We start from the raw sequence: 19883 nt of genomic DNA on the forward strand, positions 1-19883 counted from the left end.
ATGAGTGAATTTTCTTTTGCATCCATCAATGCGGCAAATTTAGGTGAATGGTCTGATGAATCGCGCATTGATGCCTTTGTGACGTCGATGGTGATGGATTTAGGCGCACCTTTGATCATCGCCATTCAAGAGATTGGGGCAGCGGCAATGGGTGATGAACCGGTCAAAGCGCTGGTTGCCGATACCATCATTCAAAAATTAGCCGCCCATCAATGGACGTATCATTATGCGGACATTGCCCCAATGCCAGAAACCACGGGCGGCGCTGAAAATATGAACATTCGCTGTGGCTTTTTGTATCGCGCACCTGTGGAGCTCAGAAGTTTGCAGCAAATTGGCGCGGATTCACCTTTTTTCATTGGCAGTGATGAACTCGATTGTGTGGCATCGCGTTTACCGCTTGTGGGCGAATTTGTGTATCAAAATGATGTGATTTACATCATCAATTGCCACCTCAAATCCATGAGCTTAAAAAATCAAACGAAAAAGCAGGCAAAAAAGCAGCGCAATCAGCAATCAAAAGTGGTGGCAGAATTCATAGAAGCCCATGATCTCAAAGCCCATCCGCTGATCATTGCCGGCGACATGAATGACACATTTAACAGTAAAACCGTGCAAGCGATCGCAAAGCTTGGATTTGAGAGTGTGCATGCACAATTGAAATATCAAATCTATACATATAAGTATCAGAAAAAACCGATTTTACTCGATTATATTTTGTACAATGAACATTTTACGGATGTCGAAGGTGCCATTGCACACATCAATACTGATCCAATGAATGAACGCCGCTACAGCGACCACGATCCGATTTTAATGACGGGGCAATTATGTTCAAAGTGATGATGACATTGCTGCTCGCGCTTGGCATCAGCTATGCAGATAGCTTTGAGGATGCCATCGCCGCTTATGATCGCCATGATGATGTGGAAGCCGCGCATTTGTTCAGTGAATTGTCCGCCCTTGGGCATGTGGATGCAAGCAATAATCTTGCCACGCTTTATCAAACAGGGCGCGGTGTGCCACGCAATTATGTCAAGGCGGCAGAGCTCTATCAAAAAGCAGCGGCAGCTGGGCACGTGGATGCGGCCTTTAATTATTCCACACTGTTGCGTTTAGGCATCGGGCAAGCAAAAGACATGAGTGAAGCGTATGCTTGGTCTGTGATTGCAGCGCGCCATGGCGCGAGTGATTTGGTGGCGTATCGTGATGCTTTGGCCACAAAATTGACGAAAGAGGATTTAGAGAAAGGTTCTGAGTCTGCCCAAAAGATGTTAGAAGGCTTGATGGAGTATGAAGTCTCTATCGGTTGGTTGTTGCCGAATAATGTGCGCATTGCCGCGCGAGAAACACCCATTCCAAAACCGATTGATCGCATTGAGCGTCTCAACTCTGAAGGTGAAATCACCATCATTCAAGAAGAGGTGCAAAAGATCACTGAAGAGAATCATCATGTGGCATCTGCACCAAGCTATAAAGCCACGTTTGTGACGCTACCATTGCAGCTTAATCGATATGGATTGGTTGGCTATCGCCCAATGCTCAACAGCAGCCGTTACAGTACCGAGATGATTTTGCGTCCGCGGCGCATGATCGGTGAGCGTGCTGTACCCATTGTGGAAGCATTCGACATTGATGAAAAACTTGTGCCGGTGTTTCAAAGTTTAGCAAACAGTTATGGCGTGCACATCAATGATATTGTCAGAGCGGTGCAGCGCTTAAATCCTGATGCATTTGAGGCGGATTTACCGCTGCGTCTTAAAGACCCTGATGGGCGCTTGGTCATTCCAAATTATTCGCAGGTGAAGGATGTTTAAATGTCACGCGTTGCCAAAATATTTCATGGGCTGTATCCGAAACGGTGTTTGATCTGTCATGAAACAATGACATTAGAGCGCTATGTGTGCGCATCTTGCCATGGCACGTTGTGGCCAGTTGCAGATTATTGCACGACTTGCGGCGGCGATTTAATTGCGGATGTTGGTTGTTTGCACTGTAGTGATGAGTCGCAGCCCGCCATTGATCACATCATCATGGGTTATCATTATCAGGATGCGGTGCGCACTGCGATTGTGGGCTTAAAATTCAATCGTCAGCTCTATATGGTCAGAGCACTCAGTGAATGGATGAATGGCGTGATTTTGATGCATCAAGGCTGGTTATCAACCGTTGATGCCATTGTGCCGATGCCAGTTGATCGCGTGCGTTTAGCAGGAAGGGGCTTTAATCAAGTCCATGAGATTGCCAAAGCACTGCAGCCTGCGTTACAAGCTCCGATTTTATCGAATGTACTCCATAAACGTGCATTGACCATTCCGCAAAGTGGGCTCAATCGGCAGGCGCGTTTGACGAATTTAACCGATGCATTGTCTGCAAATGCAGTCAGTGGGCATTTATTGCTCCTCGATGATGTGATGACCACAGGGAAAACCTTGCAGCATGCGGCGCGTGCATTAAAAGATGCCGGTGCGCAAACTGTAACCGCATTGGTGATTGCGAAAGCATGAAAAAATGGTATACTTTGTTGGTGGGTGGATTTCTGGAGCATTCGTGTTCAATATGTCTAAGTCCCCTTGATCCTAAGTATATATCGAAGATATATTACTAGATGCCGGTGAGCAGGCTGATCTCGAATCAGAAGCCTAAGGCATTTAAACTTATATCCATTTGAACCGTTCGGTTCAAGGGTATGACATACTTAACGGTACTTTGGGATCCACTCCAATCTATGAATCAGCAAGCTACGATTCGTGCGCGAATCATCAAAGAGCGCAACCACTTAGATGCCAACACTCGGCATCAGCAGCAAGTGGCATTTAATCAACATTTATCATCATTTTGTCAACGATTTTCATCCCTTGGCATCTATTGTGCTGTGCGTGGGGAAATTTCGGTGGATGTGTTAAGGGCGACTGATAAAGCGATTGCCTTACCTAAAATTAATTCTCACAATCAATTGGTGTTTGTGGCAGATCAAGCAGATGAATTGTGGGCAAAGGGCGCATTTGGTATTCCTGAGCCGACTTCAAAAGAGGTGGCAATATTGCCTGAAGCCTTCATCATTCCACTGGTGGCGATTGATCAATGGGGAACGCGCATTGGCATGGGCAAAGGCTATTATGATCGTTATTTAGCGAATCTTCCCGCATCCATCATTAAAATAGGGGTGGGATTTGATTGCCAAAGGGTGAGCGAAACCATTGAGCGTCAAGCACATGATGTGCCGATGGATTATTTCATTTCTCCAAGTGGAATTATAGATTTTTCCACCAAATGACAGACATAAAAAAACACCTAGCAAGCTAGGTGTTTTAAATAACTGAAAAACTCAGTTATTTACCAACAACGCCATTGATCACAACGTCAACGCGGCGGTTTTTCGCACGGCCTTCAGCTGTTTCGTTTGTAGCGATTGGGTTTTCTTTACCGTAACCTTTTGTAGTGATGATGCTTGGAGAAACACCATTTTCTACTAAGTAAGCTTCAACAGCTTTAGCACGACGCTCAGACAAACCTAAGTTGTATTGTTGGCTACCGATACCGTCTGTGTAACCTGCTAAAGAGATTGATCTAACTTTAGCGCCATCTTGTTTGATTTGAGCTGCTAATTTGTTCAATTCTGCTTTACCCGCTGGTTTTAATACAGCTTTGTCAAAATCAAAGAAAGTATCCGCGCTTAAAGAAACACTTCTAGCACCACAGCCAGGAGTACCATCTAATACTAATACGCATTCGCCTTGACGATCTCTTACGAAATCACCTTGTCTGTCAACCAAACCTTCTAGTTGAGCCATTGCTGATGTAGAAGCAACAAGCCCAGCAATTACTAATGTAGTTAATTGCTTTTTCATATTTAACCTCCAATAAGGACTTAAACTAAATAAAAAATCAACACTAGTTATAAGTGTAAATATATTCAGCGCAAGAATAACACAACTGATGTCAGAATGATACCGCATTTTTGANAAAAAAAATACACTTTTGTGTCAAAAATGAAAATATATTATCCTGAATCATACAAATTTTTAGAATCACTTTTCAGTAGAATGGCATGATTTTATAAAATTTGTATGGTTTTCAGTGAATTATTGGTTTTACGCCGATTCTTCTCCTAAACGATAAAGTGACGCATAAATGTTGTTTTTTTCCAACAATTCTTGGTGTGTGCCCATTTCGACAATTTTACCTTGTTCAAAAACAACAATCCGATCGGCTTGTTCGATGGTGCTCAAACGGTGCGCAATGATGATGGTGGTTGTATCTTCACTGAGCACTTTAATGCTCTCTTGAATGTCAAATTCGCTCTTCGTATCTAAGCTGCTTGTGGCTTCATCGAGGATCAAAATCGGCGCTTTCTTATATAAGGCGCGCGCAATGGCAATGCGCTGACGCTGCCCGCCAGAGAGTTTGGCGCCATTTTCACCCACATGTGTGTGTAAACCTTCTGGCATCGCGCTGATGAATCCCCAAGCATTGGCATTTTTAGCCGCTGCTTCGATGCGCTGCCAATCAGGATTAGGATCACCTAAGGCAATGTTGTTTGCTAATGTATCGGCAAAGAGCACCACATGCTGGCTCACATAACTGATGTGTTGACGATAATCGCGTAAAGAGAGTTCAGCCACATTATAACCATCCACCAAGACTTTACCTTCCGTTGGTGTATAAAAGCCGGCAAGGAGATTGGCAAAGGTGCTTTTTCCGCTGCCAGAAGCACCGACAAGGGCAACCGTCTCTTTCGGGCGAATTTTGATGGAAAGATCTTTAAAGATGTGCGCCAAATCATCCCCATAACGAAAGCCCACATGATCAAAGCGAATGTCGCCAGAGATGTGTAACGGCAAATGCTCAGGATTGTGATGAGTCGCTACGTCCTTTTCAATTGGTGCATCAATGAGGCTAAAGACACTTTCTGCACCCGCTAAACCGCGTTGTAACGATTCATTTAAGCGCGTTAAACGTTTAATCGGGTTGAGTAAACCCACCATTGCGCCAAGGGTGGTTAAAAATGCACCGGGCGTTAAACCATCAGGGCTCACTTGATGCGCCGCATAACTGATGATGAATGCAATACAAAACACAATCAGTAGCTGCACAAGTGGGCTTGCGATTTCAGAAGCCACCATGATTTTCACATTCACGCGTTGCAACTGCTCGTTGGTTTTCTCAAAGCGTTCGCGCGTAAAATCATAAGCGTTAAACAGTTTGATCTCTTTATTGCCGCGAATGGTCTCTTCGGTGATGTGATTGAGTTCGCCCATTTCAGATTGCGCGCGGTGAGAGAGTTTACGCAAGCGCTTAGAGACAATGCGAAGCGTAATGGCAATGAAGGGCGCAACGATGAACATCACTAAACTGATCTGCCAGCTGTTATAAAACATCACAAAGAGTAAACCGATGATCGCAGCGCTGTCTTTAATGAGCGTCACTAAAGCAAAGGAGCTGATGGTCAAAAGCTGATTGACGTCAAACGTCAGTTTAGAGAGTAGGGCGCCTGAGCTTGTTTTATTGTATTCGGCAATCGGTAAGGTGATCAGGCGATCAAACATCTGTTGGCGCAGCGTTTTAATCACTTTTTGGGCAATGAATTGCATCCCGACATTCCCAAAAAAGCCAAAGGCGCTTTTAATGAGGAAAACGCCGATTAAAATGAACGGCATCATTTTAATGAATTCAGGGTCTTTATCAAAAAAACCTTGATCTAAAATGGGCTTTAAAAGGGCAAAAAGTCCCGCTTCGAGCATGCCGGATAAAGCGATGGCCACCAATGCGAAGATCAAAATGCCTTTGCGCTGACTGGTGTAGGTCAATAAGCGTTTATATAGTTGAAGACTCGAGGTTTGCATAATTCTGGGGCATCAAAATAAAATAATTATGCCACAGATAGCAAAAGCGCACTGAAAGAATCTTCCGGTGCGCTTTGATTTTGCTTGAAATTGTGCAAAAAGGCTTAGTAGATGATCTCTACGCGGCGGTTTTGTGCCCAAGAACCTTCACCTGAACCACCCACAGCAGGGCGCTCTTTGCCATAGCTGACGATGCGGATTTGGTTGGGATTGACGCCTTCTGACGTCATCAATGTGGACACCGCTTTTGCACGGCGTTCACCTAAGCCGATGTTGTATTCGCGGGATCCGCGATCATCGGTGTGGCCTTCTAAGATAATGCCACGTGATGGGTTTTTACGAAGCTCAGCTGCATGCGCACTCACGACATTGTAAGACTCTTGGCGTAAACGGTCGGAGTCAAAGTCAAAGTAGATGATGCGATCTTCTGTGCCGCGTTTACCATACATAGAATCATAGTAGGTGCTTGCCTGTTCGCCATTGTAGCCTGTGCCAGCGCCGCCATTGACGCTGCCATAACCACCATCGCCATATCCATTCTCACCACTGCCTGATGTGGAAGAACAAGCAGCAATGAAGGTAGAAAGGCAAACGATGCCCAAAAGCTTGAGACTACTTTTTTTCATGGTTTCTCCCAATTAAATAATTGATCGGTACATTTTCGTGATTAATTAGACCAAGCTGGCTCTCGAACATCTGAAGCGTTGCTTGAGAATTTTTGCGTGACACTGCCATCGTTAGACACAGCGTTCAAACCGCCCACACCATTGGCATAAATGATCATGTGACCATTGCTAGAGAAGCTTGGTGCTTCATCTTTGCCGCCATTGGTTAAGCGTTTGGTTGCGCCGGTTTGTAAGTCGATGATGGCAATCCCAAAGCCATTGCCGCCACTGCCACGATTCATCACTGCTAAATAGCGACCATCATTGGAAATGGAAGGGCTCGCATTGTAGTTGCCTGAAGTGGAAACACGTGTCGGTGTGCCACCATTTGGCGTCATGCGATAAATTTGTGGTGCGCCTGTTCTGTCGGAAGTAAAGTAAATCATGTTGTCTTTACCCCAAACTGGTTCTGTATCAATGCTTGCATTGTTGGTTAAACGTGTTAAACCTTTACCATAAATGTCAGAGGTGTAAATTTCAGGGTTACCATCTTTAGACAAAGTGAATACTAAACGTGAACCATCTGGCGACCATGAAGGTGCACCATTGATGCCCGGTAAATCTAACACAACGTGACGCTTGCCTGAGTAAACATCTTGCACCACGATTTTACTTTTCTTACCTTCTAATGAAGAGTAAGCAATTGAGCGACCATCAGGAGACCATGCAGGCGATAAAATGGGTTCGTTAGAGTTAAAGATGGTGCTTGGATATGCGCCATCTGCATCTGAAACAATCAATTGATATTGACGACCATTTTTCGCAACATACGCCACTTTCGTATCAAAGGAACCTTTGACACCTAAGATCTTCTCATAAATGGCATCGGCCACTTGGTGTGCGGTTTTACGCCATTGGCGTTCATTGTTTGCACCCACTGTGTATACACGCTGAAGCATCGATTGCTTAGAGAATGTATTCACTAAATCCACAGAAATCTGATTGCCACGCACCGTTAAAAACACTGCATATTGCACGCCGCGCTGCATCCAAGCTTCGCTATTGATGGCCGCAGGGCCGGCTGTGGGTTCCGGTGAGTTTTTAGAAGGCAATGCAATGAAGCGCCCAGAGCGTGCTAAGTCACCACCTGCCACTTGCTCAACAAAGTTACCGAGTTGATCATTTGAGTAAAGCACAATCGGAATGGCGTTACTCGCTGATTTCGTCACCTGAATTTTTAATTGGGCATGACTTAAGGTGATCAAAGATAACAGCGAGAAGAACAACCAAAATGAGAGTTTGACGACATGTTTTTTCATTGTTACACCCCTTGAGATGATTTTATGATTCGTTAAGAGCCCAGATGCTGCTGAGATTGCGCCAGTATTCGTGGCAATCCATACCGCAACCAAAAACGTAGCGATCCGGCACATCTAATCCAATATAGTCTACTTTAAAGTTTTTAGGTTTACGAGTGTGCACTTTATTAAATAATGTGGCAGTGTACACTTTTGTTGCGCCCATATCTGTTAAAGCGTGTGTGATCGCTTCTAATGTATTGCCTTCATCAAAGATGTCATCGACGAGCAATACAGGGCGACCTGCTACAGGAATGCTTGGCGGTGCTACCCAATGTAATTCACCGCCAGTGGTTTCACCGCGATAACGGGTGGCATGTAAATAACCAATTCTAAATGGGAAATTTAAACGAGATAACAATAAACCGCCCGGAATCAGCGCACCATTCATCACCACTAACACCACAGGATCTGCATCATGGAGATCTTTTTCGATCACCACAGCCATTTGATCAAGCGCATCATTAACCGCTTGAGCTGAGATGATTTCTTCGGAGTTCGCAAGGATTTGTTGCGCCTTATTGTCGGGATTTGACATGAATTTTACCTATTTAGATGATTAAACTAACGAATTTTGTGTTTCGGGGCAGCGGTGTAGTGCGCCAAAATTTTATTGACGGTTTCGCTGTCGCCTTCTTGCTCAAGAGTTTTGAGCAGGTTGATCAGAGGATGCAGGACACGATTGCTCATTTGTGTGACCACTTGGTCAATCACATCGTCCATCGGCTGAGTCTGTTCACGGTGAGTCAGTTGCTTCGCTTTACGCAACGTGACGCCTTTTTGCTCATCCACATAGTGGAAGATGGCTTGTAAATGAACCGATAAGTCTGCCAGTTGCAGCCAATCGTCCCATTCAGACACACTGCGTTGAATGTAGGTTTCAGCTTCTTTTGCCGCAGCTTCGCGTGATTGATAGTTCTTTTCAACGATCTTATTGAGATCATCAACGGAATATAAGTAAATGTCATCGAGCTCATTGACGTTTGCATCAATGTCGCGGGGCACAGCAATGTCCACCATTAAAATGGGTTTATTGCGACGGGCTTTTAAAGCACGTGCTGCCATCTCTTTAGAAATGAGGGAAAAAGGCGCGCCTGTTGAGGCGATGACAATGTCCGCCTTTTCTAATAATTCGGGAATGGCTTCTAAAGGATGCACGGTGGAGGGAATCGCTAAACGTGCGCTCATCTCTTTTGCGCGGCTTTCTGTGCGGTTGGCAATGGCTAAGGATTGAATGTTCGCTTCAATCAAATGCTCTGCGACTAATTCAATGGTTTCACCAGCGCCAACTAAGAGCGCGCGCTGCTCAGAGAGATCAAAGATCTGCTTTGCCATTTGCACAGCGGTGTACGCAACAGAAATGGTGTATGCACCAATGTTGGTTTCTGTGCGGATTTTTTTAGCCGTCTGAAAAGCGAGCTGAAAGAGCCGATTGAGGGTTTTGCATAAGGCATCGGCTTGCTTTGAGTACTCAAAAGCATTGCGAAGCTGCCCCATGATTTGCGGCTCGCCTAAAATAAGGGAGTCTAACCCAGCGGTGACGCGCAACAAATGCGCCACAGCGTCGTTATTTTCATAGTAATAGTGATACTGTTCGATGGTTTCCATGGAGATTTTTGCATGCTCTGTCCAGAGGGCAAAAAAGTCCTGCACGGGCACAGTTAAATCATCAATATAAAATTCTGTGCGGTTACATGTGGAAAGAATGACAGCGCCGGTCGCCCACCCATTATTTTTGAGTGTGTGTAAAAATTGTGGCACTTTTTCAGGCAATACGGAAGCTTGCTCGCGAATTTCAACGGGAGCAGCCTTGTGATTGATGCCGAGAGCTATTACTGTCATTGGTGGTTTGAATAATAGAAAGAGTGAATTCGTAAAAGTTGCATATCTTAGCAAATTTTACGCCATTCTACATCTAAAAGAAAACGATCGTTAGAGGGATTGATATAAGTCGCGTAATTTTTCCTGACTCAATTCGATGGTATCGGTGATCGGTGCAATCTGGGCTTGATCTTTCGGTGTGCTCAGAATCTCTAGGACTTTGTGATAAAGTTCAGGCAAATGATTGGGTGAAATGCGCCCATTTTCATAAAAGCGCGATAAATTTTCCCCAACGCCGCCATAATTAAAACCAATCACGGGCGTGCCGCAGGCAAGGGCTTCGAGCACCGTTCGTCCATACGATTCAGGCTTTGTGGTGAGGGATAATGTGATGTTGGCCCGTGTATAAATCGCAGCCATCTCATCACAAGTGCCATACCAAAGGATGGATTCTGTGAGCCCTTTTGCGGCAATGAGTGCCTTCATCTCTTCATAAAATGGGCGATTGCGTGCATCATAACCGCCCACAATTAAGGCTTTAACATGCGAAATGCCATTATCCTTAAGCTTTGCCATGAGCTCAATTAAAAGGGGAATGCCTTTAATGCGAGTGATGCGCCCCGCGAGCAGCAAAATTTGATCCTGCTCAGTGATGCCAAGGGTTTGAAGATGCGATTTCATTGCATCTGGCACTTTAACATTTCGATGAAAGATATTTGGGTCAATGCCTTGGGTGATGATGGCAAAGCGATTCACATCCGCGCGTGGATAAGCATTGATTAAATAATCTTCTAGCGCTTTCGACACCACAATCACGCGATCAGCCTTGAGCATCTGTTCACTGTAGCGGCTGATGGAATTGAAACCATGCACAGTGGTGACAATGTGCGGGCGAATCTTGACGCGCTTTAATGCAAAATGCACCAGCCATGCTTGCAAACGTGAATGAATGTGAATGATGTCCGGCGCAATCTCATCAATGAGCTTGGCAAGTTTGCCAATTTGCAGCACTGAGCGCAGATTCTTTTTTTCAATGGGTAAAGTAAAGTGCGTTGAACCGGCTTTTTCTAGGCGTGAAACCAAGCGCCCACCGCTTGAAATCACGTAACTTTCAGCATACGTGGCAATGTGGGCACAGTTTTCGAGCACATAATATTCCACGCCCCCTTGATTGAGGGCGGGCAGAATTTGCAGAATCTTCATGAGAAAGGGTTAGAGATCGTATTTATACCCATAGCGTGGTTTGCTGCTTGGGCTGAACATCGGCTGAGAGGCACGCCAAATGCGATAATCATCGGCGGTGATCATGATGACAGTGCTTTTGCCATAGCGTTCGATCTGTGCAACATCGGTGATGCGGCCAATGGCAGAAAAACGCACGTTATCGAGTTCCTCTGGCGGAATGTAACCATTGACGATGACAATCGCGCGATCTTTGTTGTTGGCAATCTTAGCCGGCGCGGACTCTTCATTGAGTGGTGCGCTTGCGATCTCAATTTGTGTTTGTGAGGGCGAATATTGATACGCAATCACAGGGCCGCCCACAATCATTTTTTTGCCTAAAATGGCTTTTGCTGGCTGTGAAACGGCCGCTTCATACGTTAAAGCATCTTTTGCCGCAGAGCCAAACGTGGATGAACACGCCGCTAATACGAATGTTAAAGGTAAAATTTGGAAGATTTTTTTCATGGTTCTCTCGTTCTTATCATGATGGGGCAAAGAGCGCCGTTTCGATCAATTGGCAGAGCATGTGTTCCACCAGTAAATGGGATTCTTGAATGCGTGGCGTGTGCGTTGAGGGAATTTTGATCATCACATCACACAATTCATCCATCGTACAGGCTCGGCTGCCGGTTAAGCCGATGGTGTAAATGCCTTTTTTGCGGGCAGCTTTTACGGCATTGACAATGCTTTCAGAGTTGCCGGAGGTGGAAATGGCAATCAATGCATCATTTGGTTGCCCGAGGGCTTCAACTTGGCGGGCAAAGGTATAATGGTAACCATAATCATTGCCAACGGCTGTTAAAATGGAGGTGTCTGTGGTGAGCGCAATGGCCGGTAAACCTTCGCGCTCTAACTCAAAGCGCCCGACCAATTCTGCGGCCATGTGCTGAGCATCAGCCGCTGAGCCGCCATTGCCCACAATGAGGATTTTGCCTTGCTCGCGATAGACGTCGATCAATGTTTCAGCCACGTTTTCTAGGGTGGCAATGAGATTGGCATCTTCTAAAATGGCAGCTTTTGTGGCAATCGATGCTTCAATTTGTGCAATGATGTTATCTTTCATATCCGTACTCTTTTAAAATTGTACTCACTTTATCCACCACTTCTGGCGTCATTTCAATGGGTTCGCCCCATTCACGATCCGTTTCGCCCGGCCATTTATTGGTGGCATCTAAACCCATTTTAGAGCCAAGCCCAGAAATGGGGGAGGCAAAATCTAAATAATCGATGGGTGTATTGTCCACCATGACCGTATCGCGAATCGGGTCCATGCGTGTGGTGATCGCCCACATCACATCATTCCAATCGCGGCAATTGATGTCCTCATCCACAATGATGACAAATTTAGTGTACATAAATTGACGCAAGAATGACCATACACCGAGCATCACGCGTTTGGCATGCCCCGGATACTGTTTTTTAATACTCACCACCGCCATGCGATAAGAGCAGCCTTCGGGCGGTAGATAAAAGTCCACAATCTCAGGAAATTGTTTTTGGATGATGGGCACAAACACTTCATTTAAAGCAACGCCAAGCATAGCAGGCTCATCCGGTGGGCGTCCTGTATATGTGGAGTGATAAATGGGATTTTTACGATGCGTGATGCGCTCGACCGTCATCACAGGGAAATGATCCACCTCATTATAGTAACCGGTATGATCACCGTAAGGACCTTCTGGCGCCATGTCATCAGGATAAATGTAACCCTCTAACACGATTTCAGCATAAGCGGGCACGGTCAATTCATCGGAGATGAGCGAGGGTGCCACATAGGTTTTTTTACCGCGCAACAAACCTGCAAATGCGTATTCAGATAAAGTGTCTGGAATGGGTGTGACGGCAGCAATGATGGTGGCAGGATCTGCACCTAAAGCCACGGCAACCGGAAACGGTTTACCTGGATTTTTCAGTTGAAATTCACGAAAATCCAATGCGCCACCACGGTGCGCGAGCCAACGCATGATGATGCGATTTTTACCAATCACCTGCTGACGATAAATCCCGATGTTTTGACGTTTTTTATGCGGACCTTTGGTGATGGTCAATCCCCAAGTGATCAAGGGCGCTGCATCTTTTGGCCAACATTTTTGAATGGGCAGCGTGCTTAAATCCACATCCTCTTTTTCAATCACCACATCGCGGCAAGGCGGCGATGATAAGGTTTTTGATTTCATGGCGAGCACTTTTTTAAAGATTGGGAACTGCTTGATCATGCTGCGTAGGCTTTCGGGCGGTGTGGGCTCTTTTAAAAAGGCGAGCAATTTGCCGATGTCTCTTAAACGGGCAGGATCTGTTTCGCCAATGGCGAGGGCAACGCGCTCAGGTGTGCCAAATAAATTGGTCAGCACAGGAATGGTATGATCTTTTGGATGTTCAAATAACAGGGCAGGGCCACCTTGGCGCAGCACATGATCAGAGAATTCTGTCATCTCTAAATTCGTGTCCATTTCATGGGTAACACGCTGTAGTTTGTTGTTTTTTTCTAAATAATCGATGAATTCTCGTAAATCTTGAAATTGCATGCCCACTGATCTCATCCAAAAAAATCGATTATAACATTAATGAAAATGGTCTGTTATAATTCCCCGCCCGTGAACAGACAAAATCAAAAGAAGAGGGCAAACATGTTGTGGGATGTGCATCAAATCGATTCGGAATTGAAAGAAGCAAAACGTGTACTCAATGATTTAGGGCGCGCGGTTACCATTTTTGGCTCTGCACGCATTCCTGAGGATGATCCTTATTATGTGGCAACGGTCAATGTTGCCAAAGCGATCGCACAACAAGGTTACGCCATTATTTCTGGCGGTGGCCCTGGCATCATGGCCGCGGCAAATCAAGGCGCGGTGGAAGGTGGCGCAGAATCTGTGGGTTTAAACATTATCTTGCCTCGTGAACAGCACCCGAATCCTTATCAAACCCGCTCATTGCGATTTTCTCAGTTTTATCCACGTAAAATGAGTTTTTTCAATTATTCATGTGCGTACATTTGTATGCCGGGCGGTTTTGGCACACTCGATGAGCTCTTTGAAGTGATGACGCTTGTGCAAACAGGTAAATTACAGCGTTCACCGGTGATTTTGTATGACAGTGGCTTTTGGGCGCCTGTGTTTGAATGGTTTAAAACCACATTGCTGGATAAAAAACTCATCAGCACAGATACATTTGATTGGCTGCACATGGTGGATTCTGTTGAGGATGTTTTGGCGGTGCTTGATAAAAAATAACCATCACGCAAGGGCACACAGCACAAAGCAGCCGTGATAAAATGGCAGCTTTATTGAATCAATTATTGAAAAGGTAGAACATGCAGTCAGATCGTTATTTGTTTTGGGTAGATTTAGAGATGACCGGTTTAGAAGAGAACCTAGATCACATCATAGAAATTGCCTCCATCGTAACGGACAGCGACTTAAATGTTGTGGCCGAAGGTCCTGTGATCGCCATTCATCAGCCGGATGATGTGTTGGATTTGATGGATGACTGGAATCAAAAAACGCATGGTGAATCTGGCTTGATTGAGCGCGTGCGTGAAAGCAATATTGGCCTTGCTGAAGCCGAAGAGATGACGTATGAATTCTTACGTTTATGGATCGCAAAAGGTTCATCGCCTTTGTGTGGCAACAGCATTGGCACTGATCGCCGATTCTTAAAGCGCTACATGCCCCACATTGATCAATATCTGCATTATCGCAATGTGGATGTGAGCTCATTTAAAGAGATGATCAAGCGTTGGTATCCGGATGGCGCGATGTATGAAAAACAAAATACACACAAAGCCTTAGATGACATCCGTGAATCGATTGGCGAATTGAAGTTCTACCGCACCCATTATTTACAACAACATTAATCGAGGAGCGCACGATGCACAGCAAACATGATCACTCTGTCAAGATGACGATTAAAACGCCCGCGCAATTTTTAGCGTCCGGTTTTGGTTCAGGCTGTGCACCGGTGGCGCCCGGCACTTTTGGGACATTGGCAGCGGTGCCATTTTGGTTTGCGATGACATATTTACCAGATTTATGGTATGCCGTGATCACAGCGTTTGTTTTTGTGTTAGGTTGCATCGTCAGTGATCAAGCGAGCCGTGAGCTCAATGTGCATGATCATGGCGGCATTGTGATCGATGAATTTGTGGGCTTTTTCATTACGATGTTTTTAGTGCCTGTGAACATTTATACGGCGATTTTGGGCTTTGTGCTCTTTCGCATTTTTGATGTGATCAAACCTTGGCCCATTCAATGGGTGGATCAAAAGATGAAAGGTGGCATTGGCATCATGGTGGACGATGTATTAGCTGGCATCATGGCATTGATCAGCATTCATTTGATCCTTTGGGGTTATGCGGTGCTTAGCTAAACGCATCGGGCGTTATGTTCGATGGCGAATCGGTAAAGCGCGCAGCAATCCGCGCTTTTATCAGCATTTATTGGTGCCAATTTGCTGCATTGCGCTGCTCATCATCTCCAGCTTTTATGTGCCGAAAGGGCAGAGATATGATGATGAAGCGTATGATGTTTATCCCATTGTTATCACTTGCCAATTAGAGCGCATCATTGATGGGGATACAGTCGTTATGCAATGCCCAAAAGCCCATGATCCACGTGAAACATCGCGCCGCTCTGTGCGCATCTGGGGGATTGATGCCCCAGAAACAGGGCAAAAGCCGTGGGGTAAAATGGCCACGCAAACCCTGACAAAGATCATCGGTGCACATCGATCGATTGAACTTCAGGTGATGGCAAAAGATCAATATGGCCGATTATTGGCTAAACTGTTTATTCAAGCGCAGGATGTGGGGCTTGAGATGGTGGAAGCAGGCGCTGCGGTGGTCTATGCACGCTATAATCATGATCAAGACTACATAAATGCACAAAAACGCGCTAAAATGTCCCGATTAGGCATTTGGCAAACAGCTGGCGCGCAACAACAACCCGAACAATGGCGGCGGCTGCATCCGTAAATCATTTGGTATAGATATGTTTTTAAATCATCGAGAAGAAGAATTAGCCCACAACGAATCCCTCCTTTTGTCACAATACACACATTGGTGGATTTTTGTCGTGCCAGGTTTATGGCTGTTGGCAGGCATTTATTTAGCATTGAATGCTGCGCTCCATGGCTCGTTTTCTCTTTATTCGTTGTTGATGTGGCCAGCGCCACAAAGTGGCACAGGGCTCAGTTATACGGTGCAAAGCTATCTTGCGATGGGATCAGAAGTGGTGCAAGCGCATCTACCACACTCGATGTATGAATTTTTAAATGGCATCCGCTTGCATCCGCGCAAGTGGCTCAGCCAATTGGTGCTGCTTTATGCGTTGTATCGCTTAGTGCGAGCAACGTTAACATTTTTAACCACTAAAGTGATGGTGACAGATCAACGCATTTTAGTGGTGACAGGGCTTTTTCGCCCACAGCGCGTTGAATTTCCGCGTTTACATGTGGATGCCTTTCACATTAAAAAAGGCTTCCTGAGCCGATTCATGGATGTGGGGACATTGATCATTCAGGCTTCTGGTGGTTTAACGGCACGTTTGCCCGCCATCAAAATGCCTGAAGCTTTGACCACATGCGTTGTTGAGAATGAAAAATGATGATGCTGACGCAAAACAATAATCAGTTGATGCTTGAGGGCGAATGGACAATTGGCAATACGCCCGTCATTGAAAAATCCATTGCGGCGATTGATTGGACGAAGCTCGACTTATCCAATGCCATTGAGATCAATGGCAGCGCTTTAACCTCATTAGACACAAGCGGTGCTTATTGGATGGGCACGATTGTCAAAGCGTTAAAAGCCAAAAATGGTCAAGCAAATTTAACTGCGTTTCATGGTGAATTTGCGAACTTGGTGAATTTCATCTCCGATAAGATGAATGCCTTTGAGCCCGATGCTTTAGATGATCCGAAAAAAGATCCTTTCTTTGTGGCGGTGGGGAAGCGCACCTATTTGGCGAAAGATCAAACCTATCGCTTTTTTGACTTTATTGGCCAAGTGGCGATGGTGACGTTTAAAAATCTCGCCCATCCTTGGTCGATCCGCTGGAAAACCATGTGGTCAAATGTGCAAACGGGCGGCGTACAAGCACTCTTTATCATCGGTTTATTGAACTTTTTGATCGGCATCGTGATTGCTTATCAGGGCGGTGCGTTGTTAAAGCAATATGGTGCGAACATCTTTGTGGTTGAGTTGATTTCGATCTCGATGCTCAGAGAATTGGCACCATTGATGACGGCCATCATTGTAGCCGGGCGGACAGGTTCTGCGATCGCGGCGCAAATTGGCACCATGGTGGTCAATGAAGAGGTGGATGCACTGAGCACCATTGGCATTAATCCACTCGATCAATTGGTGGTGCCAAAGATGTTAGCGCTCATCATCGCGCTTCCATTTTTAACCGTATTTGCAGACGTGTGCAGCGTGTTTGGCGGCATGGTGCTCGCGAATACTTATTTAGATGTCTCTTTTAGCACCTTCGTCGAGCGCATTCCGCAAGTGATGACGGTGGATACGTTATTGGTGGGCTTAGCGAAAACACCGTTGTTTGCCATCATCATTTCATTGACGGGTTGCTATCAAGGCTTTCGCGTCAGTGGTGGCGCAGATAGCGTTGGGCAACAAACCACCATTTCTGTGGTGCAATCGATCTTTTTAGTGATCATTTGCGATGCGATTTTCTCCATTATTACAAGGAATGTGCCGATCTAATGACAGAAACAGTAGACAATAACATTGCCATCGAGATTGAGCACCTTTATAACCGCTTTGGCACCCATTCAGTGCATGAAGATCTCAATATGACGGTGCAAAAGGGTGAATTGGTGGCATTGGTGGGCGGTTCAGGCTCAGGGAAAACCACGTTGCTGCGCTCGATCATCATGCTGCTAAAACCCTATTCAGGGCAAGTGTATATGTTTGGTGAGCCGATTTGGGGCATCAGCAATCAGCAACAAATGCAGCTGCGTAAGCGCTTTGGCATGCTCTTTCAAAGTGGGGCGTTGTTCAGCTCTTTAACGGTGTTAGAAAATGTCATGGTGCCGATGAAAGAACATTTAAAGCTCTCAACAGCGGAGATGAAGGAGCTGGCAGAGCTTAAAATTGTGCTCTCTGGCTTGCCTGCCCATGCGGCCAATCTCTATCCCCGTGAGTTGTCAGGCGGGATGATTAAGCGTGCATCCCTTGCGCGTGCATTAGCACTTGATCCGCAATTACTCTTTTTAGATGAACCGACCGCAGGGCTTGATCCTGTGGGGGCAGGGGAGTTTGATGATTTGATGAATCAGCTCAAAGACTCGCTTTCATTGACCATCATGATGGTGACACACGACCTTGATTCATTGTGGGCTGTGACGGATAAAGTGGCATTTTTGGGTGAAAAGAAAATTTTGGCCTATCAACCGATGCCAGAGTTGGTGAAAGACCCACATCCATTGATTCAAAAGTATTTTCAAGGGCCAAGGGGCCGAGCAACAGAGGAAGCTTATGGAAAATAAATTCAGTTTTGCCGCCGTTGGCGTATTTGTGGTGGGCTTTAGCATTGCGCTGTTAGCGCTTGTGGTGTGGCTCACCGTGGGAACCGATAAGGTCAAATATCTGCCTTATAAAGTGGTGACCAATGAGTCAGTGTCTGGTCTATCTGTCAATTCTGTGGTGGATTATAAAGGCGTGGATGTGGGCGTTGTGCGTAAAATTGAGCTCAATGACTTAGATCCCCGTTATGTGATCATCTCCCTTGACATTGCGGCAGGCACACCGATTAAATCGGATACAGAAGCCGTATTAACCAGCCGCGGCATCACGGGATTGGTGGGCGTGAGCTTGCGTGGTGGCACAGAGAGTGCGCCAAATGTGGTGCCCACTGAAAGTGATCCTGTGCCAGAGATCAAAAATGGCCCTTCGTTATCGCAGCGTTTAGACACGGCATTTAATGATGCCACACGCGCATTGAGCGGCGTTTCTGAAAAGTTGGACATGGTGCTCACCACACAAAATGCTGAGCATGTGAACAATATTTTGCGTAACCTTGATGTGGTCACCAGTAACTTTGCAGAAAGCTCAGAAGATTTAAAAGAGATGGTAGATGATGCCAGTAAATTCTTCCGTGGTTTAGAGCCGAAGATTGACAGAGCATTGTCAGCGATTGATTCTTTCAGTGCCATTGCAGAAAATGTGAAAACAGCCTCCGATGGCTTAACCTCAACGCTTGACAATGCAGACAGCACCTTAAAAGCATGGGGTGCAACAGCGGTGGAATGGCGTAACTTTGGGCAATCTGTGCGCTCGCAAGTGCCAAATTTAAATTCAACATTTACAGAGCTCAACAATGTGTTGTATCAAATGTCATTGTTGATCACGCAACTGAACAATCAGCCGAACTCATTGATCATGGGTAAAGGCAAACCAAAACCAGGCCCAGGTGAATAAGGAGTGATGATGAAGATGAAATTAACAGGTTTAATGGCGGCAATGCTTGTGATGGCAGGGTGTTCTTCTGCGCCGTATAAAACGCAATACACCTTAGCCACTGAGGGCGCAAACATTGTTGAAACAGCGCATCAAAAGCCTTATGGCATTGTGGTGGGTGATGTGAAAAGTTTTGGCATGGGCAACAATGTGGACATGACCTATTCACGTGATGCCAATACAGTGGAGGTCTATACGAAAAGTGCATGGGTCGAGCCGCCTGTTCAGCAGATTCAAGTGGCAATTGCCAATGGTTTGATGGCATCGAATGCGTATCGTGATGTGGTGGTGTCACCGACGTCATTGACGGGCGCGTATAAAGTGGACACCACCATTCAAAAAATGCAGCAATATTTTGACAATGGCCACAGTTATGTGGAGTTGAGTTTGATGGTGCGTTTACTCAATAACAGCCAGCAAAAATTGGTGTTCTCGAAAAAATACAGCATTAAAGAGCCTGTCGAAAGCTTAAATGCAGAGGGCGGCGTTGCGGCTTATAACAGAGCGTTAACGCGTTTATTGCCAGAGATCATCCGCGATATTACGACACAATCATAAA

At 45.7% G+C, this 19883-nt stretch carries 23 protein-coding genes and 1 other RNA gene; 14 read left to right on the plus strand and 10 right to left on the minus strand.

Going from position 1 to position 19883, the window contains the following annotated elements:
- The 5 genes from B143_RS0104910 to B143_RS0104925 all read left to right on the plus strand — a co-directional run bounded on the left by B143_RS0104910 (position 1) and on the right by B143_RS0104925 (position 3277).
- Positions 1 to 843 (plus strand): endonuclease/exonuclease/phosphatase family protein, encoded by an 843-nt coding sequence (locus B143_RS0104910; RefSeq protein WP_018122429.1) that lies wholly within the window; start codon positions 1 to 3, stop codon positions 841 to 843.
- A complete protein-coding gene (locus tag B143_RS0104915; protein ID WP_018122430.1) occupies positions 831 to 1817 on the plus strand; it encodes a tetratricopeptide repeat protein in 987 nt (328 codons plus the stop codon). The genes B143_RS0104910 and B143_RS0104915 overlap by 13 nt, the downstream gene beginning before the upstream one ends.
- Positions 1818 to 2507 carry a ComF family protein gene (locus B143_RS0104920; protein WP_018122431.1) on the plus strand — a complete coding sequence of 230 codons (690 nt, stop codon included), beginning with the start codon at positions 1818 to 1820 and terminating at the stop codon, positions 2505 to 2507. It abuts the gene before it with no gap.
- Positions 2508 to 2533: 26 nt separating this feature from the next.
- Positions 2534 to 2720, plus strand: a non-coding RNA gene (ssrS, locus tag B143_RS09865) — 6S RNA.
- Between the two features lie 8 nt (positions 2721 to 2728).
- Positions 2729 to 3277, plus strand: coding sequence for a 5-formyltetrahydrofolate cyclo-ligase (locus tag B143_RS0104925; protein ID WP_018122432.1), 549 nt, complete (start codon positions 2729 to 2731; stop codon positions 3275 to 3277).
- A 55-nt stretch (positions 3278 to 3332) separates the two neighbouring features.
- Here B143_RS0104925 and B143_RS0104930 read toward each other — a convergent pair whose 3' ends face one another.
- From B143_RS0104930 to ubiD, 10 genes are all read right to left on the minus strand, one after another.
- A complete protein-coding gene (locus B143_RS0104930; protein ID WP_008316219.1) occupies positions 3333 to 3851 on the minus strand; it encodes an OmpA family protein in 519 nt (172 codons plus the stop codon).
- 243 nt (positions 3852 to 4094) lie between these two features.
- Positions 4095 to 5846 (minus strand): lipid A export permease/ATP-binding protein MsbA, encoded by a 1752-nt coding sequence (gene msbA, locus B143_RS0104935; protein ID WP_018122433.1) that lies wholly within the window; start codon positions 5844 to 5846, stop codon positions 4095 to 4097.
- 104 nt (positions 5847 to 5950) lie between these two features.
- Positions 5951 to 6472 carry a peptidoglycan-associated lipoprotein Pal gene (gene pal, locus B143_RS0104940; protein ID WP_018122434.1) on the minus strand — a complete coding sequence of 174 codons (522 nt, stop codon included), beginning with the start codon at positions 6470 to 6472 and terminating at the stop codon, positions 5951 to 5953.
- A 41-nt stretch (positions 6473 to 6513) separates the two neighbouring features.
- The gene (tolB, locus tag B143_RS0104945) at positions 6514 to 7770 is read right to left on the minus strand and encodes a Tol-Pal system beta propeller repeat protein TolB (protein ID WP_018122435.1); all 1257 of its coding nucleotides are present in this window, start codon (positions 7768 to 7770) and stop codon (positions 6514 to 6516) included.
- Between the two features lie 22 nt (positions 7771 to 7792).
- Positions 7793 to 8347, minus strand: coding sequence for a hypoxanthine-guanine phosphoribosyltransferase (locus B143_RS0104950; protein ID WP_018122436.1), 555 nt, complete (start codon positions 8345 to 8347; stop codon positions 7793 to 7795).
- A gap of 26 nt (positions 8348 to 8373) precedes the next feature.
- Positions 8374 to 9651 carry a glutamyl-tRNA reductase gene (gene hemA / locus B143_RS0104955; RefSeq protein ID WP_081601016.1) on the minus strand — a complete coding sequence of 426 codons (1278 nt, stop codon included), beginning with the start codon at positions 9649 to 9651 and terminating at the stop codon, positions 8374 to 8376.
- Between the two features lie 90 nt (positions 9652 to 9741).
- Positions 9742 to 10833, minus strand: a complete 1092-nt coding sequence (locus tag B143_RS0104960) for a glycosyltransferase (protein WP_018122438.1) — start codon at positions 10831 to 10833, stop codon at positions 9742 to 9744.
- A 9-nt stretch (positions 10834 to 10842) separates the two neighbouring features.
- The gene (locus B143_RS0104965; RefSeq protein ID WP_018122439.1) at positions 10843 to 11319 is read right to left on the minus strand and encodes a Slp family lipoprotein; all 477 of its coding nucleotides are present in this window, start codon (positions 11317 to 11319) and stop codon (positions 10843 to 10845) included.
- 16 nt (positions 11320 to 11335) lie between these two features.
- Positions 11336 to 11917: a D-sedoheptulose-7-phosphate isomerase gene (locus tag B143_RS0104970; RefSeq protein ID WP_018122440.1), complete on the minus strand. Its 582-nt coding sequence runs from the start codon at positions 11915 to 11917 to the stop codon at positions 11336 to 11338.
- On the minus strand, positions 11907 to 13379 hold the full coding sequence (gene ubiD, locus B143_RS0104975; protein WP_026165712.1) for a 4-hydroxy-3-polyprenylbenzoate decarboxylase: 1473 nt from the start codon (positions 13377 to 13379) through the stop codon (positions 11907 to 11909). The genes B143_RS0104970 and ubiD overlap by 11 nt, the downstream gene beginning before the upstream one ends.
- 102 nt (positions 13380 to 13481) lie before the next feature.
- Here ubiD and B143_RS0104980 point away from each other — a divergent pair, with 102 nt between their 5' ends.
- From B143_RS0104980 to B143_RS0105020, 9 genes are all read left to right on the plus strand, one after another.
- Entirely contained in the window at positions 13482 to 14084 is a 603-nt protein-coding gene (locus B143_RS0104980; RefSeq protein WP_018122442.1) for an LOG family protein, read from the plus strand.
- A gap of 80 nt (positions 14085 to 14164) precedes the next feature.
- A complete protein-coding gene (gene orn / locus B143_RS0104985; protein WP_018122443.1) occupies positions 14165 to 14707 on the plus strand; it encodes an oligoribonuclease in 543 nt (180 codons plus the stop codon).
- Positions 14708 to 14721: 14 nt separating this feature from the next.
- Entirely contained in the window at positions 14722 to 15219 is a 498-nt protein-coding gene (locus B143_RS0104990) for a phosphatidylglycerophosphatase A family protein (RefSeq protein WP_008316238.1), read from the plus strand.
- Positions 15203 to 15823, plus strand: coding sequence for a thermonuclease family protein (locus B143_RS0104995; protein ID WP_248647503.1), 621 nt, complete (start codon positions 15203 to 15205; stop codon positions 15821 to 15823). Before B143_RS0104990 ends, B143_RS0104995 begins: the two co-directional genes overlap by 17 nt.
- A 16-nt stretch (positions 15824 to 15839) precedes the next feature.
- The gene (locus tag B143_RS0105000; protein WP_018122445.1) at positions 15840 to 16454 is read left to right on the plus strand and encodes a PH domain-containing protein; all 615 of its coding nucleotides are present in this window, start codon (positions 15840 to 15842) and stop codon (positions 16452 to 16454) included.
- Entirely contained in the window at positions 16451 to 17569 is a 1119-nt protein-coding gene (locus B143_RS0105005) for an MlaE family ABC transporter permease (RefSeq protein ID WP_248647504.1), read from the plus strand. The genes B143_RS0105000 and B143_RS0105005 overlap by 4 nt, the downstream gene beginning before the upstream one ends.
- Positions 17569 to 18354 (plus strand): ABC transporter ATP-binding protein, encoded by a 786-nt coding sequence (locus tag B143_RS0105010; protein ID WP_008316242.1) that lies wholly within the window; start codon positions 17569 to 17571, stop codon positions 18352 to 18354. The genes B143_RS0105005 and B143_RS0105010 overlap by 1 nt, the downstream gene beginning before the upstream one ends.
- Positions 18344 to 19285 (plus strand): MlaD family protein, encoded by a 942-nt coding sequence (locus B143_RS0105015; protein ID WP_018122447.1) that lies wholly within the window; start codon positions 18344 to 18346, stop codon positions 19283 to 19285. The genes B143_RS0105010 and B143_RS0105015 overlap by 11 nt, the downstream gene beginning before the upstream one ends.
- Before the next feature lie 9 nt (positions 19286 to 19294).
- Complete coding sequence (locus B143_RS0105020; protein WP_018122448.1) at positions 19295 to 19882, plus strand: ABC-type transport auxiliary lipoprotein family protein; 588 nt, start codon at positions 19295 to 19297, stop codon at positions 19880 to 19882.
- The last annotated feature ends 1 nt before the right edge of the window (position 19883 follow it).

It is taken from the genome of Wohlfahrtiimonas chitiniclastica DSM 18708, assembly GCF_000375345.1.
In the GTDB taxonomy this organism is placed as follows: Bacteria; Pseudomonadota; Gammaproteobacteria; order Cardiobacteriales; family Wohlfahrtiimonadaceae; genus Wohlfahrtiimonas; species Wohlfahrtiimonas chitiniclastica.